The 25,332-nt window shown below is 71.5% G+C and carries 20 protein-coding genes and 1 pseudogene; 18 read left to right on the top strand and 3 right to left on the bottom strand.

Annotation, left to right across the window (positions count from 1 at the left end):
* Positions 1-55 precede the first annotated feature (55 nt).
* The 17 genes and pseudogenes from ACFVVA_RS20980 (at position 56) to ACFVVA_RS20900 (ending at position 21,415) form a co-directional block, all read left to right on the top strand.
* Positions 56-610: an NADH-quinone oxidoreductase subunit B family protein gene (locus ACFVVA_RS20980; RefSeq protein ID WP_074005520.1), complete on the top strand. Its 555-nt coding sequence runs from the start codon at positions 56-58 to the stop codon at positions 608-610.
* Entirely contained in the window at positions 607-1,320 is a 714-nt protein-coding gene (locus ACFVVA_RS20975; protein WP_387691492.1) for an NADH-quinone oxidoreductase subunit C, read from the top strand. Before ACFVVA_RS20980 ends, ACFVVA_RS20975 begins: the two co-directional genes overlap by 4 nt.
* Complete coding sequence (locus ACFVVA_RS20970; protein WP_387691491.1) at positions 1,320-2,660, top strand: NADH-quinone oxidoreductase subunit D; 1,341 nt, start codon at positions 1,320-1,322, stop codon at positions 2,658-2,660. Before ACFVVA_RS20975 ends, ACFVVA_RS20970 begins: the two co-directional genes overlap by 1 nt.
* Positions 2,657-3,547 (top strand): NADH-quinone oxidoreductase subunit NuoE, encoded by an 891-nt coding sequence (gene nuoE, locus ACFVVA_RS20965; protein WP_387691490.1) that lies wholly within the window; start codon positions 2,657-2,659, stop codon positions 3,545-3,547. Before ACFVVA_RS20970 ends, nuoE begins: the two co-directional genes overlap by 4 nt.
* On the top strand, positions 3,547-4,908 hold the full coding sequence (gene nuoF / locus ACFVVA_RS20960) for an NADH-quinone oxidoreductase subunit NuoF (protein ID WP_387691489.1): 1,362 nt from the start codon (positions 3,547-3,549) through the stop codon (positions 4,906-4,908). The genes nuoE and nuoF overlap by 1 nt, the downstream gene beginning before the upstream one ends.
* Positions 4,905-7,346: pseudogene (locus ACFVVA_RS20955) on the top strand (NADH-quinone oxidoreductase subunit G); the annotation flags it as partial. The gene nuoF and the pseudogene ACFVVA_RS20955, both read left to right, overlap by 4 nt.
* Positions 7,347-7,534: 188 nt before the next feature.
* Complete coding sequence (gene nuoH / locus ACFVVA_RS20950) at positions 7,535-8,863, top strand: NADH-quinone oxidoreductase subunit NuoH (RefSeq protein WP_387691487.1); 1,329 nt, start codon at positions 7,535-7,537, stop codon at positions 8,861-8,863.
* Between the two features lie 6 nt (positions 8,864-8,869).
* Complete coding sequence (gene nuoI / locus ACFVVA_RS20945; protein ID WP_359902267.1) at positions 8,870-9,478, top strand: NADH-quinone oxidoreductase subunit NuoI; 609 nt, start codon at positions 8,870-8,872, stop codon at positions 9,476-9,478.
* A complete protein-coding gene (locus ACFVVA_RS20940) occupies positions 9,478-10,395 on the top strand; it encodes an NADH-quinone oxidoreductase subunit J (protein ID WP_359902331.1) in 918 nt (305 codons plus the stop codon). Before nuoI ends, ACFVVA_RS20940 begins: the two co-directional genes overlap by 1 nt.
* Complete coding sequence (nuoK, locus tag ACFVVA_RS20935) at positions 10,392-10,691, top strand: NADH-quinone oxidoreductase subunit NuoK (protein WP_195911268.1); 300 nt, start codon at positions 10,392-10,394, stop codon at positions 10,689-10,691. Before ACFVVA_RS20940 ends, nuoK begins: the two co-directional genes overlap by 4 nt.
* A gap of 14 nt (positions 10,692-10,705) precedes the next feature.
* Positions 10,706-12,625, top strand: a complete 1,920-nt coding sequence (nuoL, locus tag ACFVVA_RS20930; RefSeq protein WP_387691484.1) for an NADH-quinone oxidoreductase subunit L — start codon at positions 10,706-10,708, stop codon at positions 12,623-12,625.
* 111 nt (positions 12,626-12,736) lie between these two features.
* A complete protein-coding gene (locus ACFVVA_RS20925) occupies positions 12,737-14,356 on the top strand; it encodes an NADH-quinone oxidoreductase subunit M (protein WP_387691482.1) in 1,620 nt (539 codons plus the stop codon).
* A gap of 11 nt (positions 14,357-14,367) precedes the next feature.
* Positions 14,368-15,990, top strand: coding sequence for an NADH-quinone oxidoreductase subunit NuoN (nuoN, locus tag ACFVVA_RS20920; protein WP_380351898.1), 1,623 nt, complete (start codon positions 14,368-14,370; stop codon positions 15,988-15,990).
* A gap of 310 nt (positions 15,991-16,300) precedes the next feature.
* Complete coding sequence (locus ACFVVA_RS20915; protein ID WP_359902275.1) at positions 16,301-17,311, top strand: polyprenyl synthetase family protein; 1,011 nt, start codon at positions 16,301-16,303, stop codon at positions 17,309-17,311.
* A 114-nt stretch (positions 17,312-17,425) separates the two neighbouring features.
* On the top strand, positions 17,426-18,088 hold the full coding sequence (locus ACFVVA_RS20910) for a response regulator transcription factor (RefSeq protein WP_359902278.1): 663 nt from the start codon (positions 17,426-17,428) through the stop codon (positions 18,086-18,088).
* Positions 18,089-18,494: 406 nt separating this feature from the next.
* Positions 18,495-20,363, top strand: coding sequence for a 2-oxoacid:acceptor oxidoreductase subunit alpha (locus tag ACFVVA_RS20905; protein WP_387691661.1), 1,869 nt, complete (start codon positions 18,495-18,497; stop codon positions 20,361-20,363).
* The gene (locus ACFVVA_RS20900) at positions 20,360-21,415 is read left to right on the top strand and encodes a 2-oxoacid:ferredoxin oxidoreductase subunit beta (protein ID WP_387691479.1); all 1,056 of its coding nucleotides are present in this window, start codon (positions 20,360-20,362) and stop codon (positions 21,413-21,415) included. The genes ACFVVA_RS20905 and ACFVVA_RS20900 overlap by 4 nt, the downstream gene beginning before the upstream one ends.
* Positions 21,416-21,538: 123 nt before the next feature.
* Here the strand turns inward: ACFVVA_RS20900 and ACFVVA_RS20895 are convergent, their stop codons facing one another.
* The 3 genes from ACFVVA_RS20895 to ACFVVA_RS20885 all read right to left on the bottom strand — a co-directional run bounded on the left by ACFVVA_RS20895 (position 21,539) and on the right by ACFVVA_RS20885 (position 24,061).
* Positions 21,539-21,919 (bottom strand): VOC family protein, encoded by a 381-nt coding sequence (locus tag ACFVVA_RS20895; protein ID WP_387691477.1) that lies wholly within the window; start codon positions 21,917-21,919, stop codon positions 21,539-21,541.
* A 167-nt stretch (positions 21,920-22,086) separates the two neighbouring features.
* Positions 22,087-23,715, bottom strand: coding sequence for an LCP family protein (locus tag ACFVVA_RS20890; protein WP_387691475.1), 1,629 nt, complete (start codon positions 23,713-23,715; stop codon positions 22,087-22,089).
* Positions 23,708-24,061 (bottom strand): DUF6542 domain-containing protein, encoded by a 354-nt coding sequence (locus ACFVVA_RS20885; protein ID WP_387691473.1) that lies wholly within the window; start codon positions 24,059-24,061, stop codon positions 23,708-23,710. The genes ACFVVA_RS20890 and ACFVVA_RS20885 overlap by 8 nt, the downstream gene beginning before the upstream one ends.
* A gap of 467 nt (positions 24,062-24,528) precedes the next feature.
* On the opposite strand from ACFVVA_RS20885, the gene ACFVVA_RS20880 reads away from it, so the two are divergent.
* Entirely contained in the window at positions 24,529-25,194 is a 666-nt protein-coding gene (locus ACFVVA_RS20880) for a TetR/AcrR family transcriptional regulator (protein WP_387691471.1), read from the top strand.
* Positions 25,195-25,332 lie beyond the last annotated feature (138 nt).

Raw genomic sequence — 25,332 nt, 5'->3', positions numbered from 1 at the left:
ACAAGCCAGAACCGGCCCACGTATCAGCGGACTCGAGGGCATTGAGAGGGATCTGATGGGAATCGAGGAGAAGCTGCCGAGCGGCTTTCTGCTCACGACGGTGGAGACGGCCGCCGGCTGGGTGCGCAAGGCGTCACTCTTCCCGGCCACCTTCGGTCTGGCCTGCTGCGCGATCGAGATGATGACCACCGGGGCGGGCCGCTACGACCTGGCCCGGTTCGGCATGGAGGTCTTCCGGGGCTCCCCCCGGCAGGCCGATCTGATGATCGTGGCGGGGCGGGTGAGCCAGAAGATGGCCCCGGTGCTGCGCCAGGTGTACGACCAGATGCCCAACCCCAAGTGGGTCATCTCGATGGGTGTCTGCGCCTCGTCCGGCGGGATGTTCAACAACTACGCGATCGTCCAGGGCGTCGACCACATCGTCCCGGTGGACATCTACCTGCCCGGCTGTCCGCCCCGTCCGGAGATGCTGATGGACGCCATCCTGAAGCTGCACGACAAGATCCAGCACGAGCCGCTGGGCGTGAACAGGCGCCGGGCCGAGGAACTCGGTGAGGCGCTCGCCCTGAAGGCCACCCCGATCAGCGAGATGCGGGGGCAGCTGCGATGAACGACCAGGTACCCGAGACCCGCCGCGAGCAGCCGGTCCGCGAGATCCCGGTCGAGGTGGTCGGCCGCCGCCAGGGCATGTTCGGTGCCAAGGGCAGCGGCGACACCTCCGGCTTCGGCGGTCTGGCCGCCCCGATCGTGCTGCCCGGTCCGAGCGAACGCCCGTACGGCGGTTGGTTCGACGAGGTCGCCGACGAGCTGGAGGGCGCCCTGGAGGAGCAGGGCCTGGACCCGGTCGAGGTGATCGAGAGGACCGTGGTCGACCGCGGCGAGCTCACCTTCCACATCGACCGCGACCACCTGCTGGGGACCGCCCGCATCCTCCGCGACGACCCGGCGCTGCGCTTCGAACTGTGCCTGGGCGTGAGCGGCGTGCACTACCCCGGCGACAAGGGCCGCGAGCTGCACGCGGTCTACCACCTGCGCTCGATCACCCACGGCCGGCTGATCCGGCTGGAGGTCACCGCGCCCGACGCGGACCCGCGCATCCCCTCCGTGGTGAGCGTCTACCCGACCAACGACTGGCACGAGCGCGAGGCCTACGACTTCTTCGGCCTGGTCTTCGAGGGCCACCCCGCGCTCACCCGGATCATGATGCCGGACGACTGGCTGGGCCACCCGCAGCGCAAGGACTACCCGCTCGGCGGCATCCCCGTCGAGTACAAGGGCGCCCAGATCCCGGCTCCCGACCAGCGGAGGTCGTACAGCTGATGAACACCCAGCACTTTGGAGAGACCGAGGAAGCGGACGCCCGCGATACCACCGAGGGCCGGGTCTTCACCGTCACCGGCGGTGACTGGGGCGAGGTGGTCGAGGCGGTCGGCCGGGCCGACGACGAGCGCATCATCGTCAACATGGGCCCCCAGCACCCGTCCACCCACGGCGTGCTGCGGCTGATCCTGGAGATCGACGGCGAGACGGTGAAGGAGGCCCGCTGCGGCATCGGCTACCTCCACACCGGCATCGAGAAGAACATGGAGTTCCGAAGCTGGGTCCAGGGCACCACCTTCGTGACCCGCATGGACTACCTGACCCCGCTGTTCAACGAGACCGCCTACTGCCTGGCGGTCGAGAAGCTGCTCGGCATCACCGGCGACGTCCCGGACCGCGCCAACGTCATCCGCGTGATGATGATGGAGCTCAACCGGATCGCCTCGCACCTGGTCTGCCTGGCCACCGGCGGGATGGAGATCGGCTCCACCACCCTGATGATCTACGGCTTCCGGGACCGCGAGCTGATCCTGGACGTCTTCGAGCTGGTCACCGGTCTGCGCATGAACCACGCGTACGTGCGCCCCGGCGGCCTCGCCCAGGACCTGCCGCCCGGCGCCGTCGACCAGATCCGCGAGGCGGTCAAGGTCTTCCGCTCCCGGATGCACGAGTACGACAAACTCGCCACCGGCAACCCGGTGTTCAAGGCCCGCCTGGTCGACGTCGGCTTCCTGGACCTGCCCGGCTGTCTGGCCCTCGGTGCCACCGGCCCGATCCTGCGCGCCACCGGCCTGCCGCACGACCTGCGCAAGACCGATCCGTACTGCGGCTACCAGGACTACGACTTCGAGGTCGCGATCGCCGACAGCGCCGACTCCTACGGCCGCTTCCTGATCCGCCTGGAGGAGATGAAGCAGTCGCTGCGGATCGTCGAGCAGTGCCTGGACCGGCTGCGTCCGGGCCCGGTCATGGTGGCCGACAAGAAGATCGCCTGGCCCGCCCAACTGGCCGTCGGCCCGGACGGGCTGGGCAACTCCCTCGACCACATCCGCAAGATCATGGGCACCTCGATGGAGGCCCTGATCCACCACTTCAAGCTGGTCACCGAGGGCTTCCGGGTCCCGGTCGGCCAGGCGTACGTGGCGGTCGAGTCGCCCAAGGGCGAGCTGGGCGTGCACGTGGTCAGCGACGGCGGGACGCGCCCGTACCGGGTCCATTTCCGGGATCCGTCGTTCACCAATCTGCAGACGATGGCGGCGATGTGCGAGGGCGGCCAGGTGGCCGACGTGATCGTCGCGGTGGCCGGGATCGACCCGGTGATGGGAGGCGTGGACCGGTGACCAACGTCGAACTCGGACTGCCGGCACTGCCGGCCGCACCGTACCCCGAGGAGGTGTACGCCAGGCTGGCCGCCGATGCCGCCGAGCTGATCGCCCGCTACCCGCAGCCCCGCTCGGCGCTGCTGCCGCTGCTGCACCTGGTGCAGGCCGAGGAGGGCTTCGTCAGCCCGACCGGGATCCGCTTCTGCGCCGAACAGCTGGACCTCACCACCGCCGAGGTCACCGCGGTCGCGACCTTCTACACCATGTACCGGCGCCGCCCGGCCGGGAAGTACCACGTCGGGGTCTGCACCAACACCCTGTGCGCGGTGCTCGGCGGCGACCAGATCTTCGCCGAGCTCCAGGAGCACCTGGGTGTCCGCAACAACGAGACCACCGAGGACGGCGAGGTCTCGATCGAGCACATCGAGTGCAACGCGGCCTGCGACTACGCGCCCGTGGTGATGGTCAACTGGGAGTTCTTCGACAACCAGACCCCGGAGAGCGCCCGGCAGCTGGTCGACGACCTGCGTGCCGGCCGTGAGGTCCGGCCCACCCGCGGTGCCCGGCTGTGCGGCTTCAAGGAGACCGCCCGGATCCTGGCCGGTTTCCCGGACGAGCGCCCGGGCGCCAACGACGAGTCCGGGGCCGGCGGCGCGCCGTCCCTGGCCGGTCTGCGGCTGGCCCGCGGCGAGGCGCTGCCCGGCACCGCCGGCACCAAGGTGGTCTCGCCCCGCCCCGCGTCCCCCCGCCACGAGGGCAACGGCCCGGCGAACAACGGCCAGGCAAGCAACGGCCAGGCAAGCAACGGCCCGGCGGGCAACGGCCAGGCAAGCAACCCCCAGGCGAGCAACAGCCAGACGAACAACGGCCAGGCGGGCAAGGGCCAGGAAGGGAGCGAAGCGTGATGACCTCCGCCGAGCCGGCCGAGAAGCTGCTCACCCCGGTCCTGTCCGACTCCTGGGACGACAGTCGCCCCTGGACGCTCGACACCTACCGCCGCCACCACGGCTACGAGGGCCTCAAGGCGGCCCTCGCCATGCCGCCGGACGACGTGATCGCCCTGGTCAAGGAGGCCGGCCTGCGCGGCCGCGGCGGCGCCGGCTTCCCGACCGGCATGAAGTGGCAGTTCATCCCGCAGAACGACGGCAAGCCGCACTACCTGGTGGTCAACGCCGACGAGTCCGAGCCGGGCACCTGCAAGGACATCCCGCTGCTGTTCGCCAACCCGCACGTGCTGATCGAGGGCATGATCATCGCCTCCTACGCGATCCGCTGCGACCACGCCTTCATCTACCTGCGCGGCGAGGTCGTCCCGGTGCTGCGCCGGCTGCACGCGGCCGTCGCCGAGGCGTACGGGGCCGGGCTGCTGGGCCGGAACATCCTCGGCTCGGGGGTCGACCTCGACATCACCGTGCACGCCGGGGCCGGCGCCTACATCTGCGGCGAGGAGACGGCGCTGCTGGACTCGCTGGAGGGCCGCCGCGGCCAGCCGAGGCTGCGGCCCCCGTTCCCGGCGATCGCCGGCCTGTACGCCTGCCCGACGGTGGTCAACAACGTCGAGTCGATCGCCTCGGTGCCGCCGATCCTGTCCCGCGGCAAGGAGTGGTTCAAGGCCCTGGGCACCGAGAAGTCCCCCGGCTTCACGCTCTACTCGCTCTCCGGCCACGTCACCAACCCCGGCCAGTACGAGGCCCCGCTCGGCATCACGCTGCGCCAGCTGCTCGACCTCAGCGGCGGCATCCGCCCCGGGCACCGGCTGAAGTTCTGGACCCCGGGCGGCTCCTCCACCCCGATGTTCACCGACGAGCACCTCGACGTCCCGCTGGACTACGAGGGCGTCGGCGCGGCCGGCTCGATGCTCGGCACCAAGGCGCTCCAGGTCTTCGACGAGACCACCTGCGTGGTGCGGGCCGTCACCCGCTGGACGGAGTTCTACGCCCACGAGTCCTGCGGCAAGTGCACCCCCTGCCGCGAGGGCACCTACTGGCTGGTCCAGCTGCTCCAGCGGATCGAGGCGGGCGAGGGCGTCGACGGGGACCTGGAGAAGCTCCTCGACATCGCCGACAACATCAACGGCAAGTCCTTCTGCGCCCTGGGCGACGGCGCGGCCAGCCCGATCGTCTCCTCGCTCCAGCACTTCCGGGCCGAGTACGAGCAGCACCTGGCCGAGCGCCGCTGCCCGTTCGACCCGGCCGCCTCCACCGTCTGGGCCGACGGCCCCCGCCCCGGCCACCAGTCCGCCACCGAAAGGGAGGTGCACGCGTGACGATCACAGAGCCAACCGCCTCCGAGACCGCGGTCGAACTGGTCACGCTCACCATCGACGGCGTCGAAGTGCGGGTCCCCAAGGGAACGTTGGTGATCCGGGCCGCCGAGACCATCGGCACCCAGATCCCGCGCTTCTGCGACCACCCGCTGCTCGATCCGGCCGGCGCCTGCCGCCAGTGCATCGTCGAGATCGAGGGCCAGCGCAAGCCGGTCGCCTCCTGCACTGTTCCGGTGGCCGAGGGCATGGTGGTGCGCACCCAGCTCAGCTCGCCGGTGGCCGAGAAGGCCCAGCGCGGCGTGATGGAGCTGCTGCTCATCAACCACCCGCTGGACTGCCCGGTCTGCGACAAGGGCGGCGAGTGCCCGCTGCAGAACCAGGCGATGACCAGCGGCGCCGCCGACTCCCGCTTCGAGGGGATGAAGCGCACCTACGAGAAGCCGGTGCCGATCAGCAGCCAGGTGCTGCTGGACCGCGAGCGCTGCGTGCTGTGCGCGCGCTGCACCCGCTTCTCGCAGCAGATCGCCGGGGACCCGTTCATCGACCTGGTGGAGCGCGGGGCACTGCAGCAGGTCGGCACCGGCGAGGGCGACGACTTCGAGTCGTACTTCTCCGGGAACACCATCCAGATCTGCCCGGTGGGCGCGCTGACCTCGGCGGCGTACCGGTTCCGCTCGCGCCCCTTCGACCTGGTCTCCTCGCCGAGCGTGTGCGAGCACTGCGCCTCGGGCTGCGCGCAGCGCACCGACCACCGGCGCGGCAAGGTGCTGCGCCGGCTGGCGGGCGAGGACCCGGCGGTGAACGAGGAGTGGAACTGCGACAAGGGCCGCTTCGCCTTCCGCTACGCCCAGCAGCGCGACCGGCTGACCACCCCGCTGGTGCGGGTGGACGGCGAGCTGGTTCCGGCCTCCTGGCCGGAGGCGCTGGCCCGGGCGGCCGAGGGGCTGCGCGGGGCCCGGACCGGGGTGCTGGCCGGCGGCCGGGTGACGGTCGAGGACGCCTACGCGTACGGGAAGTTCGCGCGGGTGGTGCTCGGCACCAACGACGTGGACTTCCGGGCCCGCCCGCACAGCGGTGAGGAGGCGGACTTCCTGGCCGCGGCGGTGGCCGGGCGGGGCGTCGACGTGAACGGCGCCGGCGTGGCGTACGAGGACCTCGACCGGGCGCCGGCGGTGCTGCTGGCGGGCTTCGAGCCGGAGGAGGAGTCGCCGATCGTCTTCCTGCGGTTGCGCAAGGCGACCAGGGCGACGGGCCTGAAGGTGTTCTCGGTGGCCGCGTTCGGTTCCCGGGGCCTGGCGAAGCTGCGCGGCGCGCTGCTGCCGGCCGCCCCCGGCACCGAGCCGGAGTGGTTCGCGGCGCTGGCGGCGGACGAGCCGCTGAACGACGACGCGGGCCGGGCGGCGGAACTGCTGCGCGCCCCGGGTGCGGTGATCCTGGTGGGCGAGCGGCTGGCCGCGGTCCCGGGCGGGCCGACGGCGGTGCTGCGCCTGGCGCACGCGACCGGCGCCAGGCTCGCCTGGGTGCCGCGCCGGGCCGGTGAGCGCGGGGCCGTGGAGGCGGGCGCGCTGCCGGGCCTGCTGCCCGGCGGCCGTCCGGTGGCCGCCGCGGCGGCCCGGGCGGAGGCGGCCGAGCTGTGGGGCGGGGCCGAGCTGCCGTCCCGGCCGGGCCGGGACACCGACGGGATCCTGACGGCGGTCGTGGCCGGAGAGCTGGACGCGCTGCTGGTCGGCGGCGTGGACCCGGACGACCTGCCGGACCCCGCGCTGGCCGACGAGGCGCTGGCGGCGGTGCCGTTCCTGGTGTCGCTGGAGCTGCGGCCCTCGGCGGTGACGGCGCGCGCCGACGTGGTGCTGCCGGTGGCCGCGGCGGTGGAGAAGGCCGGCACCTTCCTGGACTGGGAGGGCCGGGTGCGGATGTTCGAGGCCGCGCTCAAGCCGGACCAGCAGATGGGCCGTCACCTCCAGCCGGACCTGCGGGTGCTGAGCATGCTGGCGGACGCGCTGGGCGGGCGGCTGGGACTGCCGGACGTCCGGGCGGCCCGGCTGGAGCTGGACCGCTTCGCCCCCTGGGAGGGCGAGCGCACGGCCGACCCGGCGGCCCACCCCGGCCCGCTGCCCCGGCCGGCCGCGGGCCAGGCGGTGCTGGCGGGTTGGCGCCTGCTGCTGGACAACGGCGCGCTGCAGCAGGGGGATCCGCACCTGGCGGGCACCCGGCACCGGGCGGTGGCCCGGATCTCGGCGGAGACGGCCAAGGAGATCGGCGCGGAGGCGGCCGGGGCCCTGCGGCTGACCGGCCCGGCCGGATCGCTGACCCTGCCGCTGGAGGTCACCGACTCGATCCCGGACCGCACGGTCTGGGTCCCGCTCGGCTCCACTCCGGGCGGTGCCCCGCGCGCGCTCGGCGCCTCCGTCGGCCACCTGGTCACGATCGCCGCGGCCGAGGCGGAGCCCGAGCCCGAGCCCGAGGCCGCGGCCGAGCCCGCAGCCGAGGCCCAGGCCCAGCCCGATCCCGGCCCGGCAACACAGGACGGGGCGGCGCAGGACGAGCAGGAACCGGACGAGTCGGCCCGGGCGCAGGCCCAGGCCGGTTCGACCGTGGACGGGACCGCGGGAGAAGGGGAGGACCGATGACTCCGCAGCCGTACGAGACGCTCCACTTCTTCGGGCAGGACCCGTGGTGGCTGGTGCTGCTGAAGGCGGTGTTCTGCTTCGCCTTCCTGGTCCTGACGGTGCTGATCGCGATCGTCTGGGAGCGCAAGGTGGTGGCCTGGATGCAGTTGCGCATCGGGCCCAACCGGCACGGCCCGTGGGGCATGCTGCAGTCGCTGGCGGACGGCGTGAAGCTGGCGCTGAAGGAAGACCTGGTGGTCAAGGGCTCGGACAAGGTGGTCTACATCCTGGCCCCGATCGTCTGCGCCATCCCCGCGTTCATGGCCTTCGCGGTGATCCCGTTCGGCCCGGCCGGCAACGAGGTGTCGATCTTCGGCACCCGCACGCCGCTCCAGCTGACGGACTTCCCGGTGGCGTTGCTGTACGTCCTGGCGACGGCCGCGGTGGGCATCTACGGCATCGTGCTGGCGGGCTGGTCCTCGGGTTCGACGTACCCGCTGCTGGGCGGGCTGCGCTCGTCCGCGCAGATGATCAGCTACGAGATCGCGATGGGCCTGTCCTTCGCGGCGGTGTTCATCTACTCGGGTTCGATGTCGACCTCGGAGATCGTGGCGCACCAGCAGCCGACCTGGTTCGCGGCGCTGCTGCCGGTGTCGTTCATCGTCTACATCATCGCGATGGTCGGCGAGACCAACCGGGCGCCGTTCGACCTCCCGGAGGCCGAGGGCGAGTTGGTCGGCGGCTTCAACACCGAGTACTCCTCGCTGAAGTTCGCGATGTTCATGCTGGCCGAGTACGTGAACATGGTGACGGTCTCGGCGGTGGCCTCGACCCTCTTCCTGGGCGGCTGGCGGGCCCCGTGGCCGGTGTCGACGTTCTGGGAGGGCGCCAACCACGGTTGGTGGCCGATGCTGTGGATCACGCTGAAGATCCAGTTGCTGCTGTTCTTCTTCATCTGGCTGCGCGGCACGCTGCCCCGGTTCCGCTACGACCAGTTCATGAAGCTGGGCTGGAAGGTACTGATCCCGGTCTCGCTGGTGTGGCTGGTGCTGATCGCGAGCGTGCGGGCGCTGCGCAACGAGGGCTACGACTTCGGCGAGGTGGTGCTGTACGTGGGCGCGCCGGTCGGCGTGATCCTGCTGCTGGCGCTGCTGCGGGACTTCCTGAGGAAGCAGCCGGAACCCGAAGTCACCCCGCCCAAGGCCGATTTCGACCCGATGGCGGGCGGCTATCCGGTCCCGCCGCTGCCCGGGCAGGCGCTCCCGCCGGTGCCGCGCCGGCGCAGCCGCGCCCCGAAGCAACTCCAGGACGCCCTCAACGGGGCCGACCATTCCGAAGGGAGCTGAACCGAGATGTCCGACCAGTCCGATCGTACGGGCCGCCCCGAACGGGCCGACCGTCCGTCGATCCTCGGCCCGGCCGCCGGCTTCGGCGTGACCTTCAAGGCCATGTTCAAGAAGCGGCTCACCGAGCAGTACCCGGAGCAGAAGAAGCCCACCGCTCCGCGCTTCCACGGCCGCCACCAGCTGAACCGGCACCCGGACGGCCTGGAGAAGTGCGTCGGCTGCGAGCTGTGCGCGTGGGCCTGCCCGGCCGACGCGATCTACGTGGAGGGCGCGGACAACCGGGACGAGGAGCGCTACTCCCCGGGTGAGCGCTACGGCGTGGTGTACCAGATCAACTACGCCCGCTGCATCCTGTGCGGGCTGTGCATCGAGGCCTGCCCGACCCGGGCGCTGACCATGACCAACGAGTACGAGCTGGCCGACTCCTCCCGGCGGGACCTGATCTTCACCAAGGAGCAGCTGCTGGTGGGCCTGTCCGAGGGCATGGTCGACACCCCGCACGCGATCTTCCCCGGCACCGACGAGGGCGCGTACTACCGGGGCGAGATCACCGCGGCGGCGCCGGGCACGGTCCAGCAGGAGCGCACCGACCGGGATCGGGAGGTGCAGCAGTGATCGCGCGGCTGGCGGAAGCGACCGGGACGACCTCGACGGGTGAGGCCGTCCAGTTCTGGGTGCTCGCGGTGATCGCGGTCGGCGGCGCGCTCGGCATGGTGCTGATGCGCAAGGCCGTGCACAGCGCGCTCTGCCTGGCGGCCACCATGCTGGCGCTGGCGGTCTGTTACATGGCCCAGGGTGCGGTGTTCCTGGGCGTGGTGCAGATCGTGGTCTACACCGGCGCGATCATGATGCTTTTCCTGTTCGTGGTGATGCTGGTCGGTGTCACCAGCGAGGATTCGCTGAAGGAGCAGCTGAAGGGCCAGCGGTTCGCCGCGGCGCTGTGCGGGCTGGGCTTCGGCGTGCTGTTGATCGCCGGGATCGCCAACGCGAAGCTGGACCACTTCACCGGGTTGTCCGAGGCGAACGCCGAGGGCAACGTGCCGGGCCTGGCCCGGCTGATCTTCACCCGGTACGTGTGGGCCTTCGAGGTCACCGGCGCGCTGCTGATCACCGCGGCGATCGGCGCGATGGTGCTGACCCACCGGGAGCACGTGAAGGCGCCGAAGACGCAGCGCGAGCTGGCGGCGCAGCGGATCATGGACAACATCCAGCTGCCGCCGCTGCCGGCGCCGGGCGTGTACGCGCGGCACAACGCGGTGGACGTCCCGGCGCTGCTGCCGGACGGCACGATCGCCGAGGACTCGGTGATGGCGACGCTGCGCGAGCGCGGCCAGGTCCGGGACGTCAGCCAGGCGATGCTGCAGCGGATGGCGGAGCTGGAGAACAGCACGGCGGACTGGTTGGGCCGTCCGTCCTCGGAGCGGCCGGCGGTGACGGCCCCGCGCAAGTCGCTGGAGCCGGTGCCGGCGAACGGCGAGCCGGTGCCGGCGAACAACGTGAAGCACCCGGCCGGCGAGGAGGGCGCGGAGTGAACCCGGTCAACTACCTCTACCTGTCGGCCCTGTTGTTCACCATCGGCGCGGCCGGGGTGCTGATCCGGCGCAACGCGATCGTGCTGTTCATGTGCGTGGAGCTGATGCTGAACGCCTCGAACCTCGCCCTGGTGACCTTCTCCCGGCTGCACGGGACCCTGGACGGCCAGATCATCGCGTTCTTCACGATGGTGGTGGCGGCGGCCGAGGTCGTGGTCGGCCTCGCCATCATCGTCTCCATCTTCCGGACCAGGCACTCCGCTTCGGTCGACGACAGCAACCTGATGAAGCTGTAGGCGGAGGACCTTCGGTGAACTCTCTCATTCCGCTGCTGGTGGCGGCTCCACTGGCCGGTGCCGCCCTGCTGCTGCTCGGCGGCCGGGTGCTGGACCGCTACGGCCACTGGCTGGCCACCGCGCTCGCGGCGCTCTCGTTCGGCTTCGGCCTGGCCCTGTTCTCGGACATGCTCGGCCGTGACGCCGAGCACCGGGCGCTCACCGTGCACCTGTTCAGCTGGATCCCGGTGAACGGCTTCCAGGCCGACTTCTCCTTCCTGCTCGACCAGCTGTCGATGACCTTCGTCCTGCTGATCACCGGCGTCGGCACGCTGATCCACCTCTACTCGGTGGGCTACATGGCGCACGACGAGCGCCGGCGCCGCTTCTTCGCGTACCTGAACCTGTTCCTGGCCGCCATGCTGCTGCTGGTGGTCGCGGACAACTACCTGCTGCTGTACTTCGGCTGGGAGGGCGTGGGCCTGGCCTCGTACCTCCTGATCGGCTTCTGGCAGCACAAGCCGAGCGCGGCGACGGCGGCGAAGAAGGCCTTCATCGTCAACCGGGTCGGCGACATCGGCCTGTCCGTCGCGATCATGCTGATGTTCGCGGAGTTCGGCTCCTTCGCCTTCGGCCCCGTCTTCGGCGGTGCGCACGAGGCGAGCGAGGGCAAGCTGACGGCGATCGGCCTGATGCTGCTGCTGGCGGCCTGCGGCAAGTCGGCCCAGGTGCCGCTGCAGTCCTGGCTGGGGGACGCGATGGAGGGCCCGACCCCGGTGTCGGCGCTGATCCACGCGGCCACCATGGTGACCGCGGGCGTCTACCTGATCACCCGTTCCTCGGCGATCTTCGACCTGGCGCCGGACGCGCAGACCGCCGTGGTGGTGGTCGGCGCGGTCACGCTGCTGTTCGGTGCGATCGTCGGTTGCGCCAAGGACGACATCAAGAAGGCGCTGGCCGGCTCGACCATGTCGCAGATCGGCTACATGGTGCTGGCGGCCGGGCTCGGTCCGATCGGCTACGTCTTCGCGATCATGCACCTGGTGACCCACGGCTTCTTCAAGGCCGGGCTGTTCCTCGGCGCCGGGTCGGTCATGCACGGCATGAACGACGAGGTGAACATGCGTCACTACGGCGGCCTGCGGAAGTACATGCCGGTCACCTTCGTCACCTTCGGCCTCGGGTACCTGGCGATCATCGGCTTCCCGGGCCTGTCCGGCTTCTTCTCCAAGGACAAGATCATCGAGGCGGCCTTCGCCAAGGGCGGCACCGAGGGCTGGATCCTCGGGCTGTGCACGCTGGTCGGCGCGGCGATCACCGCGTTCTACATGACCCGGGTGATGGTGCTGACCTTCTTCGGCGAGAAGCGCTGGCAGCCGGCCGGTGGCACCGGCGGCTCCGCCGCGGGGGAGGGCGACCTGCCGCACCCGCACGAGTCGCCCAGGACCATGACGATCCCGATGGTCCTGCTGGCCTTCGGCTCGGTGTTCGCGGGCGGGCTGTTCGCCTTCAACGACTCCTTCCTGAAGTGGCTGGAGCCGGTCACCGGGCACGAGGAGGGCAACTCCCCGCTCGCCCCGCTGACCGTCACCCTGCTGACCACGGCCTGCATGCTGGCCGGCGTCGGCCTCGCCTACCTGATGTACGGGCGCTCGCCGGTCCCGGTGGTGCCGCCGGTCGGCTCCCCGCTCACCCGGGCCGCCCGCCGGGACCTGCTGCAGGACGACTTCAACCACGCGGTGCTGGTGCGGCCGGGCTCGGCGCTGGCCGCGGCGCTGGTCTTCTTCGACAGCCGCGGCCTGGACGGCGTGGTCAACGGCCTGGCCGCCGCGATCGGCGGGCTCTCCGGCCGGCTGCGGCGGATCCAGAACGGCTACGTCCGCTCCTACGCGCTCTCCATGTTCGGCGGCACGCTGGTGCTGGTCGCCACGACTCTCCTGATGAGGTCCACGTGATGACTCGTCCTGATATCCGTTGGGAGGGCAGGCCATGAGTGAGCGCAGCGAACGAACCGCCAAGCGGTGCGCGCGGACGGACGCCCCTGCCGGGCGCGGCGAGGTGGGCGCATGAGCGTCCTCCTGACCGCTACATGCGCCGTGCCGGCGGCCGGCGCGGTGCTGACCGCGGCGCTGCCCGCCGGGTCCTCCGAGAGCCGGCGCCGCAACACCAAGGCCGTCGCGCTGGGCGTCTCGGTCGTCACCCTGGTGCTGGCCGCCGTGGTGGCGACCCGGTTCGACCCGCAGGGCGCCCGCTTCCAGCTGAACGAGTCGTACAGCTGGATCCGCTCCTTCGGTATCACCTTCTCGCTCGGCGTGGACGGCATCGGCGCGGTGCTCGCCCTGCTCACCGCCGTCCTCGTGCCGTTGGTGATCCTCGCCTCCTGGCACGACGCCGATCCGGGGCCGGCCGGTCCCGACGGCACCTTCGAGAACAGGAGGAGGACCCAGGGGTTCTTCGCCCTGATCCTGGCGGTGGAGGCGATGGTGGTCGTCTCCTTCTACGCCACCGACGTCTTCGTCTTCTACGTGTTCTTCGAAGCCATGCTGATCCCGATGTACTTCCTGATCGGCGGCTTCGGCGACCGGGCGGGCGGCCCCGAGTCGGCGCGTCAGCGCTCCTACGCGGCCGTGAAGTTCCTGCTCTACAACCTGCTCGGCGGCCTGGTGATGCTGGCGGCCGTGATCGGCCTGTACGTGATCGCGCAGGACCAGGGCTTCGGCACCTTCGACCTGCCGACGCTGACCTCGGCGATCGCCGACGGCCGGCTCCAGCTGACCGGCACCGCCGAGAAGGCGCTGTTCCTGGGCTTCTTCTTCGCCTTCGCGGTGAAGGCCCCGCTGTGGCCGCTGCACACCTGGCTGCCGAACGCGATGGGCGAGTCCACCGCCGGGACCGCGGTGCTGATCACCGCCGTGGTGGACAAGGTCGGCACCTTCGCGATGCTGCGCTTCTGCCTCGGGCTGTTCCCGGACGCCTCGAAGACCTTCGCCCCGGCGATCCTGGTCCTCGCGCTGATCGGGATCGTCTACGGCGCGCTGCTGGCGGTCGGGCAGAAGGACATCAAGCGCCTGGTGGCGTACGCCTCGATCTCGCACTTCGGCTTCATCATCATGGGCATCTTCGCCCTGACCAGCCAGGGCCAGAGCGGCGCCACCCTCTACATGGTCAACCACGGCCTGTCCACGGCGGCGTGGATGCTGGTGGCCGGCTTCCTGATCTCCCGTCGCGGTTCGCGGCTGATCGCCGACTACGGCGGTGTGCAGAAGGTCGCCCCGGTGCTCGCCGGGACGTTCCTGATCGGCAGCCTGGCCACCCTGTCGCTGCCCGGGCTCGCCCCCTTCGTCAGCGAGTTCCTGGTGCTCGTGGGCACCTTCACCCGCTACCCGGCGATCGGCGTCGTGGCCACCTTCGGCATCGTGCTGGCCGCGCTGTACGCCCTGCTGCTGTACCAGCGCACCATGACCGGCCCGGTGAAGGAGGGGGTGCGCACGATGCCCGACCTCAAGGCCCGGGAACTCGCCGTGGTCGGCCCGCTGGTGGCGCTGACCATCCTGCTCGGCGTCTACCCCAAGCCGCTCACCGACCTGGTCAACCCCTCGGTGAACGCGACGCTGTCGCAGATCCACCAGACCGACCCGGCGCCGGCCCACCCGGTCGCCGCCACCTCAGGAGGTGAGCAGAAGTGAGCGCCACCGCGATGCTCGCCGCCGCGGGCGGCAACACCCCCAGCATTCCGGCGCCGCACATCGAGTACGGCCAGCTCTCGCCGATGCTCGTGGTGTTCGCCGCCGCCGTGGCCGGTGTCCTGGTGGAGGCCTTCGTGCCCCGCCGGTACCGGCACTGGACCCAGGTGACGCTCGCGCTGGCCGGGCTGGTCGGCGCCTTCGTCGCCGTGGTGGTGCTGGCCGTGCAGAGCCACGGCTTCACCCGGATCGACCTGCTGGCCATGGAGTCCGTCGCGATGGACGGCCCGGCGCTGTTCCTCCAGGGCGTGATCCTGCTGGCCTCCGTGGTCGCGGTGCTCACCTACGCCGAGCGCAGGCTGGAGCCGAAGGCCGGCGGCCTGCCCGCCGACGCCTTCGCCGCCCAGGCCGCCGCCACCCCCGGCGGCGAGCAGGAGCGGGCGGCGGTCCGGGCCGGCTTCGCGACCACCGAGGTCTTCCCGCTCACCCTGTTCGCGGTCGGCGGCATGCTGCTGTTCCCCGCCGCCAACGACCTGCTGACCATGTTCGTGGCGCTGGAGGTCTTCTCGCTGCCGCTGTACCTGCTGTGCGCGCTGGCCCGGCGCCGCCGGCTGCTCTCCCAGGAGGCGGCGGTCAAGTACTTCCTGCTCGGCGCCTTCGCCTCGGCGTTCTTCCTCTTCGGCACCGCGCTGCTGTACGGCTACGCGGGCAGCGTGAAGCTCGGGGACATCGGGGACGTCATCTCCGGCAAGGCGATGACCACCCCCGCGCAGCTGAGCACCACCCAGAGCGACGCGCTGGTGCTGACCGGCCTGGCGATGCTCGCGGTCGGCCTGCTGTTCAAGGTCGCCGCGGTCCCCTTCCACTCCTGGACCCCGGACGTCTACCAGGGTGCGCCGACCCCGGTGACCGGCTTCATGGCGGCGGCCACCAAGGTCGCGGCGTTCGGGGCCTTCCTGCGGCTGTTCTACGTGGCCTTCCCGGGCCTGCGGCTGGACTGGCGGCCGGTGATGTGGGGCGTGGCGATCCTGACCATGGTGGTGGGCGCGGTGCTCGCGGTGACCCAGCAGGACGTCAAGCGCCTGCTGGCGTACTCCTCGATCGCGCACGCCGGGTTCATCCTGACCGGCGTGATCGCCGTCAACAAGCAGGGCATCTCCTCGGTGCTGTTCTACCTGTTGTCGTACTCCTTCGTGACGCTCGGCGCGTTCGCCGTGGTCACCCTGGTGCGCGACTCCAAGGGCGAGGCGACCCACCTGTCCAGCTGGGCCGGGCTCGGGCGGCGCTCGCCGCTGGTGGCGGCGGTGTTCGCGCTGTTCCTGCTGGCCTTCGCCGGGATTCCGCTGACCTCCGGTTTCACCGGGAAGTTCGCGGTCTTCCAGGCCGCGGCCAGCGGCGGGGCGACCCCGCTGGTGGTCGTCGGTGTGCTGAGCTCGGCGGTGGCCGCGTTCTTCTACATCCGGGTGATCGTGCTGATGTTCTTCTCGGACCCGCAGCCGGGCGGCCCCACGGTGGCGATCCCGAGCGCCTTCACGGCGACCGCGATCGGGGTGGGGGTGCTGGTGACACTGGGTCTCGGGCTGCTCCCGCAGTACTTCCTCGACCTGGCGTCCAAGGCCTCGCTGTTCGTGCGCTGATCCTGGCGCACACCGCCTCCGACCAGGGCCCGTCCGGGCCGCGCCCAGTCCGCGCGGCCCGGACGGGTCTTTGTCGGGGGCCGGGGCCGGGGGAGTTCCGAGGACTCTCCCACCTTTATTTCCAGCCGAATTCGCCCCCACCGCCGTCCGGCCCGCACAGCCGCCCTGACCAGGGCATCAGGCCCGATCATGACAGGATCCGCACGCCCGTGCAGTGATCCACTCACGACCGGATACCCTGCCTGTATGGCCAGCGGCGGCACTCAGGGACCAGGCCGCTAGATCGACCAGGGACAGAGGAGTGGTCTTCGTGACCGTCGTGGAACCCTTCGGGCTCAGCGTGCAGGACCGCGACCTGACCCGGGATGTCCAGGCCGGACTGGACGCGGTGGAGGCGGCGCTCGGCGAGGCCGTCAAGTGCGACGTCCCGTTCATCACCGTCACCGCCAGTCACCTCCTCGAAGCCGGCGGCAAGCGCTTCCGTCCGCTGCTCCTGCTGCTGGCCGCCCAGTTCGGCGACCCGGGGGCGCCCGGTGTGGTGCCCGCCGCCGTGGTGGTCGAGCTGACCCACCTGGCCACGCTGTACCACGACGACGTGATGGACGAGGCGCCGGTGCGCCGGGGTGCCCCGAGCGCCAACTCCCGCTGGGACAACTCGGTCGCGATCCTCACCGGCGACTTCCTGTTCTCCCGCGCCTCCCAGGTGCTCGCCGACCTCGGCCCGGAGGCCGTGCGGATGCAGGCCGAGGCCTTCGAGCGGCTGGTGACCGGTCAGATCCTGGAGACCCGCGGCCCCGGTCAGGACATGGACCCGCTGCTGCACTACCTGGACGTCCTGGAGGGCAAGACCGGCTCGCTGATCGCCGTCTCCTGCCGGATAGGAGCGCTGATGGCCGGTGCCGAGCGCGAGCTGGTGGACACCCTCGGCGAGTTCGGCGAGCGGATCGGCATCGCCTTCCAGCTGGCCGACGACGTGCTCGACATCGCCAGTGACGGCCACGAGTCCGGCAAGACCCCCGGTACCGACCTGCGCGAGGGCGTGCCGACCCTGCCGACCCTGCTGCTGCAGCAGATGCCCGTCGACCCGGCCGACCCGGCCGACGCCCGGCTGCGCGAACTGCTCGACCAGGACCTCTCCGACGACGACCTGCACGCCGAGGCGCTGCGCCTGCTGCGCGCCCACCCGGCGCTGGAGCGCGCCCGCGCCGAGACCCTGCGCCGGGCCGAGGAGGCCAGGGCGCTGCTGGCCCCGCTGCCGGACTGCGCCGCCAAGGCCGCCCTGGAGGGGCTCTGCGACGCGGTGGCGATCCGCACCATGTGAGCCCCCGGGCTCGTCCGGGCCGGGCCGCGGTGCGGCCGGGCCGGGACGCACCGCACCGACTCCGGGATGGGGGAGACTGACTCCCGTCAGCACACGCCTGCCGGGAAGGTCGTTATGCGTCGCGTCGTCATAGCCGAGGACTCCGTACTTCTGAGGGAGGGACTGACCCGGCTGCTCACCGATCGAGGCATGGAGGTCGTCGCCGGGGTCGGGGACGGCGAGGCCCTGGTGAAGACCATCCACGAGCTGGCGGCGGCCGACGCCCTGCCGGACGTCGTGGTCTCCGACGTGCGGATGCCGCCGAGCCACACCGACGAGGGGCTGCGGGCCTGCGTGGAGCTGCGCGGCCGTTACCCGCAGCTGGGTGTGCTGGTGCTGTCGCAGTTCGTGGAGGAGCGCTACGCCTCCGAGCTGCTGGCCGGTTCCACCCGGGGCGTCGGCTACCTGCTCAAGGACCGGGTCGCCGAGGTGCGCGAGTTCGCCGACGCGGTGGTCCGGGTCGCCGATGGAGGCACGGCGCTGGACCCGGAGGTGGTGCAGCAGCTCCTCAGCCGCAGCCGCAAGGGCGACGTTCTGGCCAATCTCACGCCGCGCGAGCGCGAGGTGCTCGGGCTGATGGCGGAGGGCCGCACCAACGCGGCGGTGGCCAGGCAGCTGGTGGTCTCCGACGGCGCGGTGGAGAAGCACGTCAGCAACATCTTCCTCAAGCTGGGGCTGGCTCAGAGCTCGGAGGACCACCGCCGGGTGCTGGCGGTGCTCACCTACCTCAACTCCTGACGCACCGCTCCGTGGCCGGGGCTCCCCGGGGGCGCGCCCCCGGGGAGCGCATCTCGGCCATGCGCCTCCGAGGTGCTCGCGTCCGCCCGCCCGAGCCGGAATGATCTCCGGCGGGCGGGCGTTGTTGCTCACGTGCGGTATGGCCGCGGGCCGGTGAAATTGCTGCCGTGGTTCCGGCCGCCGTCGTGTCGGCCCGCATAGGATGCGAGAGGTGCACCAGGCGGACGGGGCACGGGGCCGCGCCCGCGGTGGTGTGCCCACGAGGAGGTCCGCGGCAGTGACCAGTCAGGTCGATCAGTCAGAGGCAGTGGACGGCCCGGACGGCGACGAGGCCCGCGCCGGGAACGGCGCCGCGCGCTCGGGTGCGGCCGCTCCCGCCGGACCCCCCGCTCCGGGCGGCCCTCCGGTGAAGCCGGGCAAGCCCATCCGCAGACTCGATCGGGTGATCATTCGCTTCGCCGGCGACTCCGGTGACGGCATGCAGCTGACCGGTGACCGGTTCACCTCGGAGACGGCGTCCTTCGGCAACGACCTGTCCACGCTGCCGAACTTCCCGGCCGAGATCCGGGCGCCCGCCGGCACCCTGCCGGGTGTCTCCTCCTTCCAACTGCACTTCGCGGACCACGACATCCTGACCCCGGGCGACGCCCCGAACGTGCTGGTCGCGATGAACCCGGCCGCCCTGAAGGCGAACCTGCCGGACCTGCCGCGCGGCGCCGAGATCATCGTCAACACCGACGAGTTCACCAAGCGCGCGCTGGCCAAGGTCGGTTACCCGGCGGACCCGCTGACCGACGGTTCGCTGGACGGCTTCCACCTGCACAAGGTGCCGCTGACCGCGCTGACCCTGGAGGCGCTCAAGGACAGCGGCCTGGCCCGCAAGGACGCGGAGCGGGCGAAGAACATGTTCGCCCTGGGCCTGCTGTCCTGGATGTACCACCGGCCCACGCACGGGACGGAGTCGTTCCTGCGCACCAAGTTCGCCAAGAAGCCGCAGATCGCCGAGGCGAACATCAGCGCCTTCCGGGCGGGCTGGAACTTCGGCGAGACCACGGAGTCCTTCGCGGTCTCCTACGAGGTGCCGCCGGCCAGGCTCCCGGCCGGGCGCTACCGCAACATCTCCGGCAACCTCGCGCTGTCCTACGGGCTGATCGCCGCGGCGAAGCGCTCCGGCCTGCCGCTGTACCTGGGCTCGTACCCGATCACCCCGGCCTCGGACGTGCTGCACGAGCTGAGCCGGCACAAGAACTTCGGGGTGCGCACCTTCCAGGCGGAGGACGAGATCGCCGGCGTCGGCGCCGCGCTCGGGGCCGCCTTCGGCGGGGCGCTCGGGGTGACCACCACCTCCGGGCCGGGGGTCGCGCTGAAGTCGGAGGCGATCGGCCTGGCCGTTTCGCTCGAACTGCCGCTGCTGATCGTGGACATCCAGCGCGGCGGCCCGTCCACCGGCCTGCCGACCAAGACCGAGCAGGCGGACCTGCTGCAGGCGATGTTCGGCCGCAACGGCGAGGCGCCGGTGCCGATCGTCGCCCCGGCCACGCCCGCGGAGTGCTTCGACGCGGCACTGGAGGCGGCCCGGATCGCGGTCACCTACCGCACCCCGGTGTTCCTGCTCTCGGACGGCTACCTGGCCAACGGCTCGGAGCCCTGGCGGATCCCCGTCGTCGACGAACTGCCGGAGATCGACCCGCAGTTCGCGACCGGCCCGAACCGCGAGGACGGCGCCTTCTGGCCGTACCTGCGCGATCCGCGGACGCTGGCCAGGCCCTGGGCGGTGCCCGGCACGCCCGGCCTGGAGCACCGGATCGGCGGCATCGAGAAGCAGGACGGCACCGGCAACATCTCCTACGACCCGGCCAACCACGACTTCATGGTCCGCACCCGGCAGGCCAAGATCGACGGCATCACGGTGAAGCCGGTCGAGGTGGACGACCCGACCGGCGACGCCCGGGTGCTGGTGATCGGCTGGGGTTCGACCTACGGGCCGATCACCGCCGCGGTGCGCCGGGTGCGCGCGGACGGCGGCGAGGTCGCCCAGACGCACCTGCGCAACCTCAACCCGTTCCCGGCCAACCTGGGCTCGGTGCTGCGGAGTTACGAGAAGATCATCGTGCCCGAGATGAACCTGGGGCAGCTGGCCCTGCTGCTGCGGGCGAAGTACCTGGTGGACGCCGAGTCCTACAACCAGGTGCGCGGGCTGCCGTTCAAGGCCGCCCAGTTGGCGGACGTGCTGTGGGCCGCGATCGGCACCCTGGACGAGGAGGACCACCGATGAGCGAGCACGCCTTCCCGTCCCTGAAGCTGGTGCCCAAGGCCGAAGGGCCGCAGAGCGCCCGGGACTTCAAGACCGACCAGGAGGTGCGCTGGTGCCCCGGCTGCGGGGACTACGCGATCCTGGCGGCGGTGCAGTCCTTCATGCCGGAGCTGGGCATCAAGCGCGAGAACACGGTGTTCGTCTCGGGCATCGGCTGCTCCTCGCGCTTCCCGTACTACATGAACACCTACGGGGTGCACTCGATCCACGGCCGGGCGCCGGCGATCGCGACCGGGCTGGCCACCGCGCGCCAGGACCTGAGCGTCTGGGTGGTGACGGGTGACGGCGACGCGCTGTCGATCGGCGGCAACCACCTGATCCACGCCCTGCGGCGGAACGTCAATCTGAAGATCCTGCTGTTCAACAACCGTATCTACGGCCTCACCAAGGGCCAGTACTCACCGACCAGCGAGGTCGGCAAGATCACCAAGTCCACCCCGATGGGCTCGCTGGACGCGCCGTTCAACCCGCTGTCGCTGGCGATCGGCGCCGAGGCCACCTTCGTCGCGCGCACCATCGACTCGGACCGCCAGCACCTCCAGTCGGTGCTGCGGGCGGCCGCCGAGCACCGGGGCACGGCGCTGGTGGAGATCTACCAGAACTGCAACATCTTCAACGACGGCGCCTTCGAGGTGCTGAAGGACCCCGGCAGCCGGGACGAGGCGCTGATCCGGCTGGAGCACGGGCGGCCCGTCCGCTTCGGCACGGACCTGGCGAACGGCGTCTTCCGGGGGCCGGACGGCGAGCTGTTCACCGCCCCGGTCACGGTGGAGAACGAGGCGGACGTCCTGGTCCACGACGCGCACGCGGCCGGCCCCGCCGCCGCCTTCGCGCTCTCCCGGATCGCCGACGCGGACACTCTGCACCACACCCCGATCGGCGTGCTGCGCAGCGTCGAACGGCCGGTCTACGACGAGCTGATGGCGGACCAGCTGGCCACCGCCGCCACCCAGCGCGGCGAGGGCGACCTGGCCGCGCTGCTCGCCGGCAACGACACCTGGACGGTGGACTGACCGCCCCGCCGTCCGGTCCGAGCGAGCGGCGCCCCCTGTCCCGGCCGGGACAGGGGGCGCCGTCGTCATTTCCTGTCGCTCGTCATTTCCTGTCGCGCGTCGTGGCCCACCGCTCGTCGTTGTCTACTGCTCGGCCCACTCGACCAGCTCGACCAGCACGCCGTTCGGGTCGGTGACCTGGAAGAGCTTCTCGCCCCAGGGCTCCTCGCGCAGCGGGAGGGTGATCGGGACGCCCTCGGCGCGCAGCCGCCGTTCCTCGGCGGCGATGTCCTGGACGACGAACGCCAGGATCACGCCGTCCGCGATCCGGTGGCGCTGCTCCTCCGGCAGGACTTCGAGGCCGCGCCGCAGGTAGACGACGTTGACCCCGCCGCCCGGGTGCCCGAGCGAGACGAAGCCGTCGGCCGACATCTCCTCGGTGTAGCCGAAGTGCCGCTGGAGGAAGGCGGCGGAAGTGGTGACGTCCTCGACGGTCAGGGAGACGGCGGTCCTGGTGATCTGCAAGGCGGAGAACCCTTTCGTCGGCGTTCGGGCGTTATCCCGTACGCAGTACACTATACATAGTACGGAGAATTGCGCCAGGGGTTTCCGCGAGGACCCCTCCGGGCCGGAACGGCCGAGGGAGGCTCCCCGGGCGGGGAGCCTCCCTCGGACGGCCGATGCGGGGCGGGTCAGTAGACGCAGGGGATGCCGCCGTCCGCCTGGGCGTCGACGGCGGGGCCCTGCATGGGCAGATTGGCGGCCGGGTCGGCCGGGGCGCTGCCCGCGGGGGTGGCGGGTTCGTCGGCGGCGACGCCGGTGAAGGTGGTGCCGAGGGTGACGACGACGTGGTCGGCTGCGGCGCTCGCGGACTCGGTGGCCGTCACGCCGTAGCGGGCCGCGATCTGCTCGGCGGCCTCCTTGGCGCCCTTGCCGTAGACGACCGTGGTGGTCTTAGGCCGGGTGCCGGCCGACCCGGTGCGGCCCTCTTTGAAGCCCAGGCCCGTCAGGGCCTTGGCCTCGGCGGCGGAGGTCACGCCGGCGGCGGAGGAGGCGTTGAAGACGTCGACCGTGACGGGCCTGGCGGAGGTCGCGGTCGGGGTCGGCGTCGGTGCCGCGGTCGGCTGGGCCGGTGCGGGGGCCGCCCCCGGGGCCGGGTCGGCCGGGGCCGGCGGCGCGGCGGCGTCGGCGTAGCCGAAGAGCTGCTTGACCACCTTCTGGACCTTCGCCGGGGTCACCAGGTTGACGTCCTGGCCGTTCCTGGTGCCGAACCCGTCGAAGGTCAGGGTGTTGAACTCGACGTTGCCGCCGGTGAGGTTGGGGGCCTGCTGGGCGAAGTCGAGCACGTTCCACTCGTTGTCGATCACCAGGTCCTTCTGCATGACGCCCATCAGCTCCTGCATCTTGCCGAGGTCGCCGATCACGCCCTTCTGCTTGAGGTTGTGCACGACCGAGGAGATGAAGGCCTGCTGGCGGTGGGTGCGGGCGAAGTCGCCGGAGTTGCCGTCCGGGCCGTCGAGGTTGTGGCGCTGGCGGACGAAGGAGAGCGCCTGCGAGGCGTTGAGCTTGTTGACGCCCTTGTGGAAGTCGGCACCCGAGCCCTGGCCCTCCATGGCCGGGTCCCTGGTGTCGTGGGTGAGGCAGACCTCGATCGGCTGGAGGGCCTTGGCGATGTCGTAGAAGCCCATCAGGTTGACCTCGGCGATGTGGTCGATGGGCTGGTCGAGGAACTTCTGCACGGTGCGGATGGTGGCCGCGCGGCCGATGTCCCGGCCGGCCTTCTCCAGGTCGGCGCCCTTGAGGCCCTTGGCGCGCAGGCCCGCGTCGGCCTTGTCCTTGGCCGCGCCGTAGGCCTCCTTGATCTTGGCCATGCCCAGCTGGGAGCCGTCGGCGCCGTAGGTCATCACATAGTCGTCGCGGGGTATCGAGACGGCCTGCACCTTGCCGCCGTTCGCCGGGATGTGCAGCAGGATCAGGGAGTTGGTGTTGTAGCCGCCGATGTCGGAGCTGTGGCCGGCGTGCAGTTCGTCCTGGACGAACTCGGGCGGCAGGTCCGTGCCGTCCATGTTCTTGCGGCTGTCCAGGCCGATCAGCAGCAGGTTGACCGAGTTGTCGAGGTGCTTGGGCGCGTCCTTCTTGGTCTCGGCGATGACGCCGGAGGTGGTCATCCCGTCGGTGAGCTGCTTGTACTCGTACCAGACCACCCCGCTGGCGGCGAACACCGCGAACCCCACGGTGCAGGCCACTGCCCGGCCCGCGATCAGCACGGGGGAGGGGCGGCGGGCCGCGGTATGTCCGTCGGTTCCGGCCTTGTCAGCCATGCTGCCTCCTCCTCGCCCGGACCAGCCGGAACGCGATCACGACGACGGCCGCGACCGCGGCCTCGGCCATCACGGGAAAGCCGTGCACCACCCACTTGGCGGCGCCGGTGGCCAGGGCCTTGCCCTGGTACCGGTCGCGGTGGGCGGCCAGCTCGACGGCGGCCGTCACCCCCAGGACGACCAGCGGCGAGGCGGCGAGCACCCACCACCAGCCGTTGCGGCCGCTCAGCGCCGCCGCCAGGCCGGTGCCGAGCACCGCGGCCACCGCGAAGGCCAGGCCCATCCCGGGGCCGGAGAGTTCGTCGACCGCGGCGCCGGCCAGCGGCAGTCCGACGGCGAGTGCCACCGGCAGTGCGGGACCGCCGGGCAGGGGGCGTATGTGTCCGGCGGGTCCGTCCGCCGCCCGTCGGCGCGCCCGCTTGTCGGCCGACCGTCCTCGTTGCCCCGCCACGCCCTCACCCCGGTGTTCCCGTGCTCCGCGCGCCACGGTGGCGCCTGCGCCGCGTGCCGACCGTCCGGTCCGTCCGGTCCCGGGCCGGTCCTCGTCCGGGCCGTGGGCCCGTCGTCCGTCGTTCCGGAACTCTGTTCGTGGCGCTGCCAGTTCCGGACGCCGGTTTCCGGCCAACTGGTTCCCGCCCGGCCGCCCGTGATCGGGGGAGGCGCTTCCGTATCACCTCTACACGGGTGTAGAAGTCGTACGCAGCATAGAGCACACGTGTTCGGCGGCAAGTCCGGGTCCGCCGCGACCCGGATAAACTGCACCGGGTAGTTTCTGAGCGGTCGGCCGATGCGCCGGCGGAAGAGGAGAGGGCCGTGGCGACGACGGGCGGAGCGGGGCGGCCGGAGAAGCGCAAGGCGATCACGCGGGCCGCGACGACGGTGTTCGGGCGCGAGGGATACGTCCGGGCCAGCATGGACGCGATCGCGGCCGAGGCCGGGGTGTCCAAGCGGACGGTCTACAACCACTTCGCCGACAAGGAGACCCTCTTCCTGTCGGTGGCCCTGCAGAACTCGGCGGAACTGACCGAACGTATCCGGGAGTTGATGGCGAAGTACCTCGACCGGGTGGTGGAGCTGCGCCAGGACCTGATCGACTTCGCCGTCCAGCGGGCCCGCGCCGTCCTGTCCGCCGGGGAGCACGGGGCGCTCGGCCGGGCGATCCGGGCCGAAGTGGCCAACATCCCGGCGGACGTCCTGGAGGCCTGGCTGGAGGCCGGGCCGATCGCGTCCCAGCGCGACCTCGCGCAGCACTTCGCCGCGCTCGCCGAGCGCGGGCTCCTCACGGTCGAGGACGCCGCGCTGGCCGCCGAGCAGTTCACGCTGCTGACCTTCCACGGCATCGCCGAGCGCTCCTTCTGGGGCGCCCTCCCGGTGGCGGACGAGGAGGTCGAGCGGATCGCGGCGGCCGGTGTGGACGCCTTCCTGCGGATCCACGGCGCGTCGTCGTCGGCGGCGTCGTCGCCGACGGCACGGGGCTGACGGCACGGGGCTGGGCAGGTCCGGGCGGGGGGGGCCGGGGGGCCCCCCCCCCCCGCCCGCCCCCGCCGCCCAGAACGGCGGGGGCCGGGGCGAGGGGGGTGTGGCGGCCCCCCAAATACGGCGGGGAGTTATAAAAAA

Source organism: Kitasatospora sp. NPDC058048 (assembly GCF_042885555.1).
Classification (GTDB): Bacteria; Actinomycetota; Actinomycetes; order Streptomycetales; family Streptomycetaceae; genus Kitasatospora; species Kitasatospora lactacystinica.
Note: the sequence above shows the minus strand (reverse complement) of the source record. Positions and strands in the feature narration are given on the sequence as shown.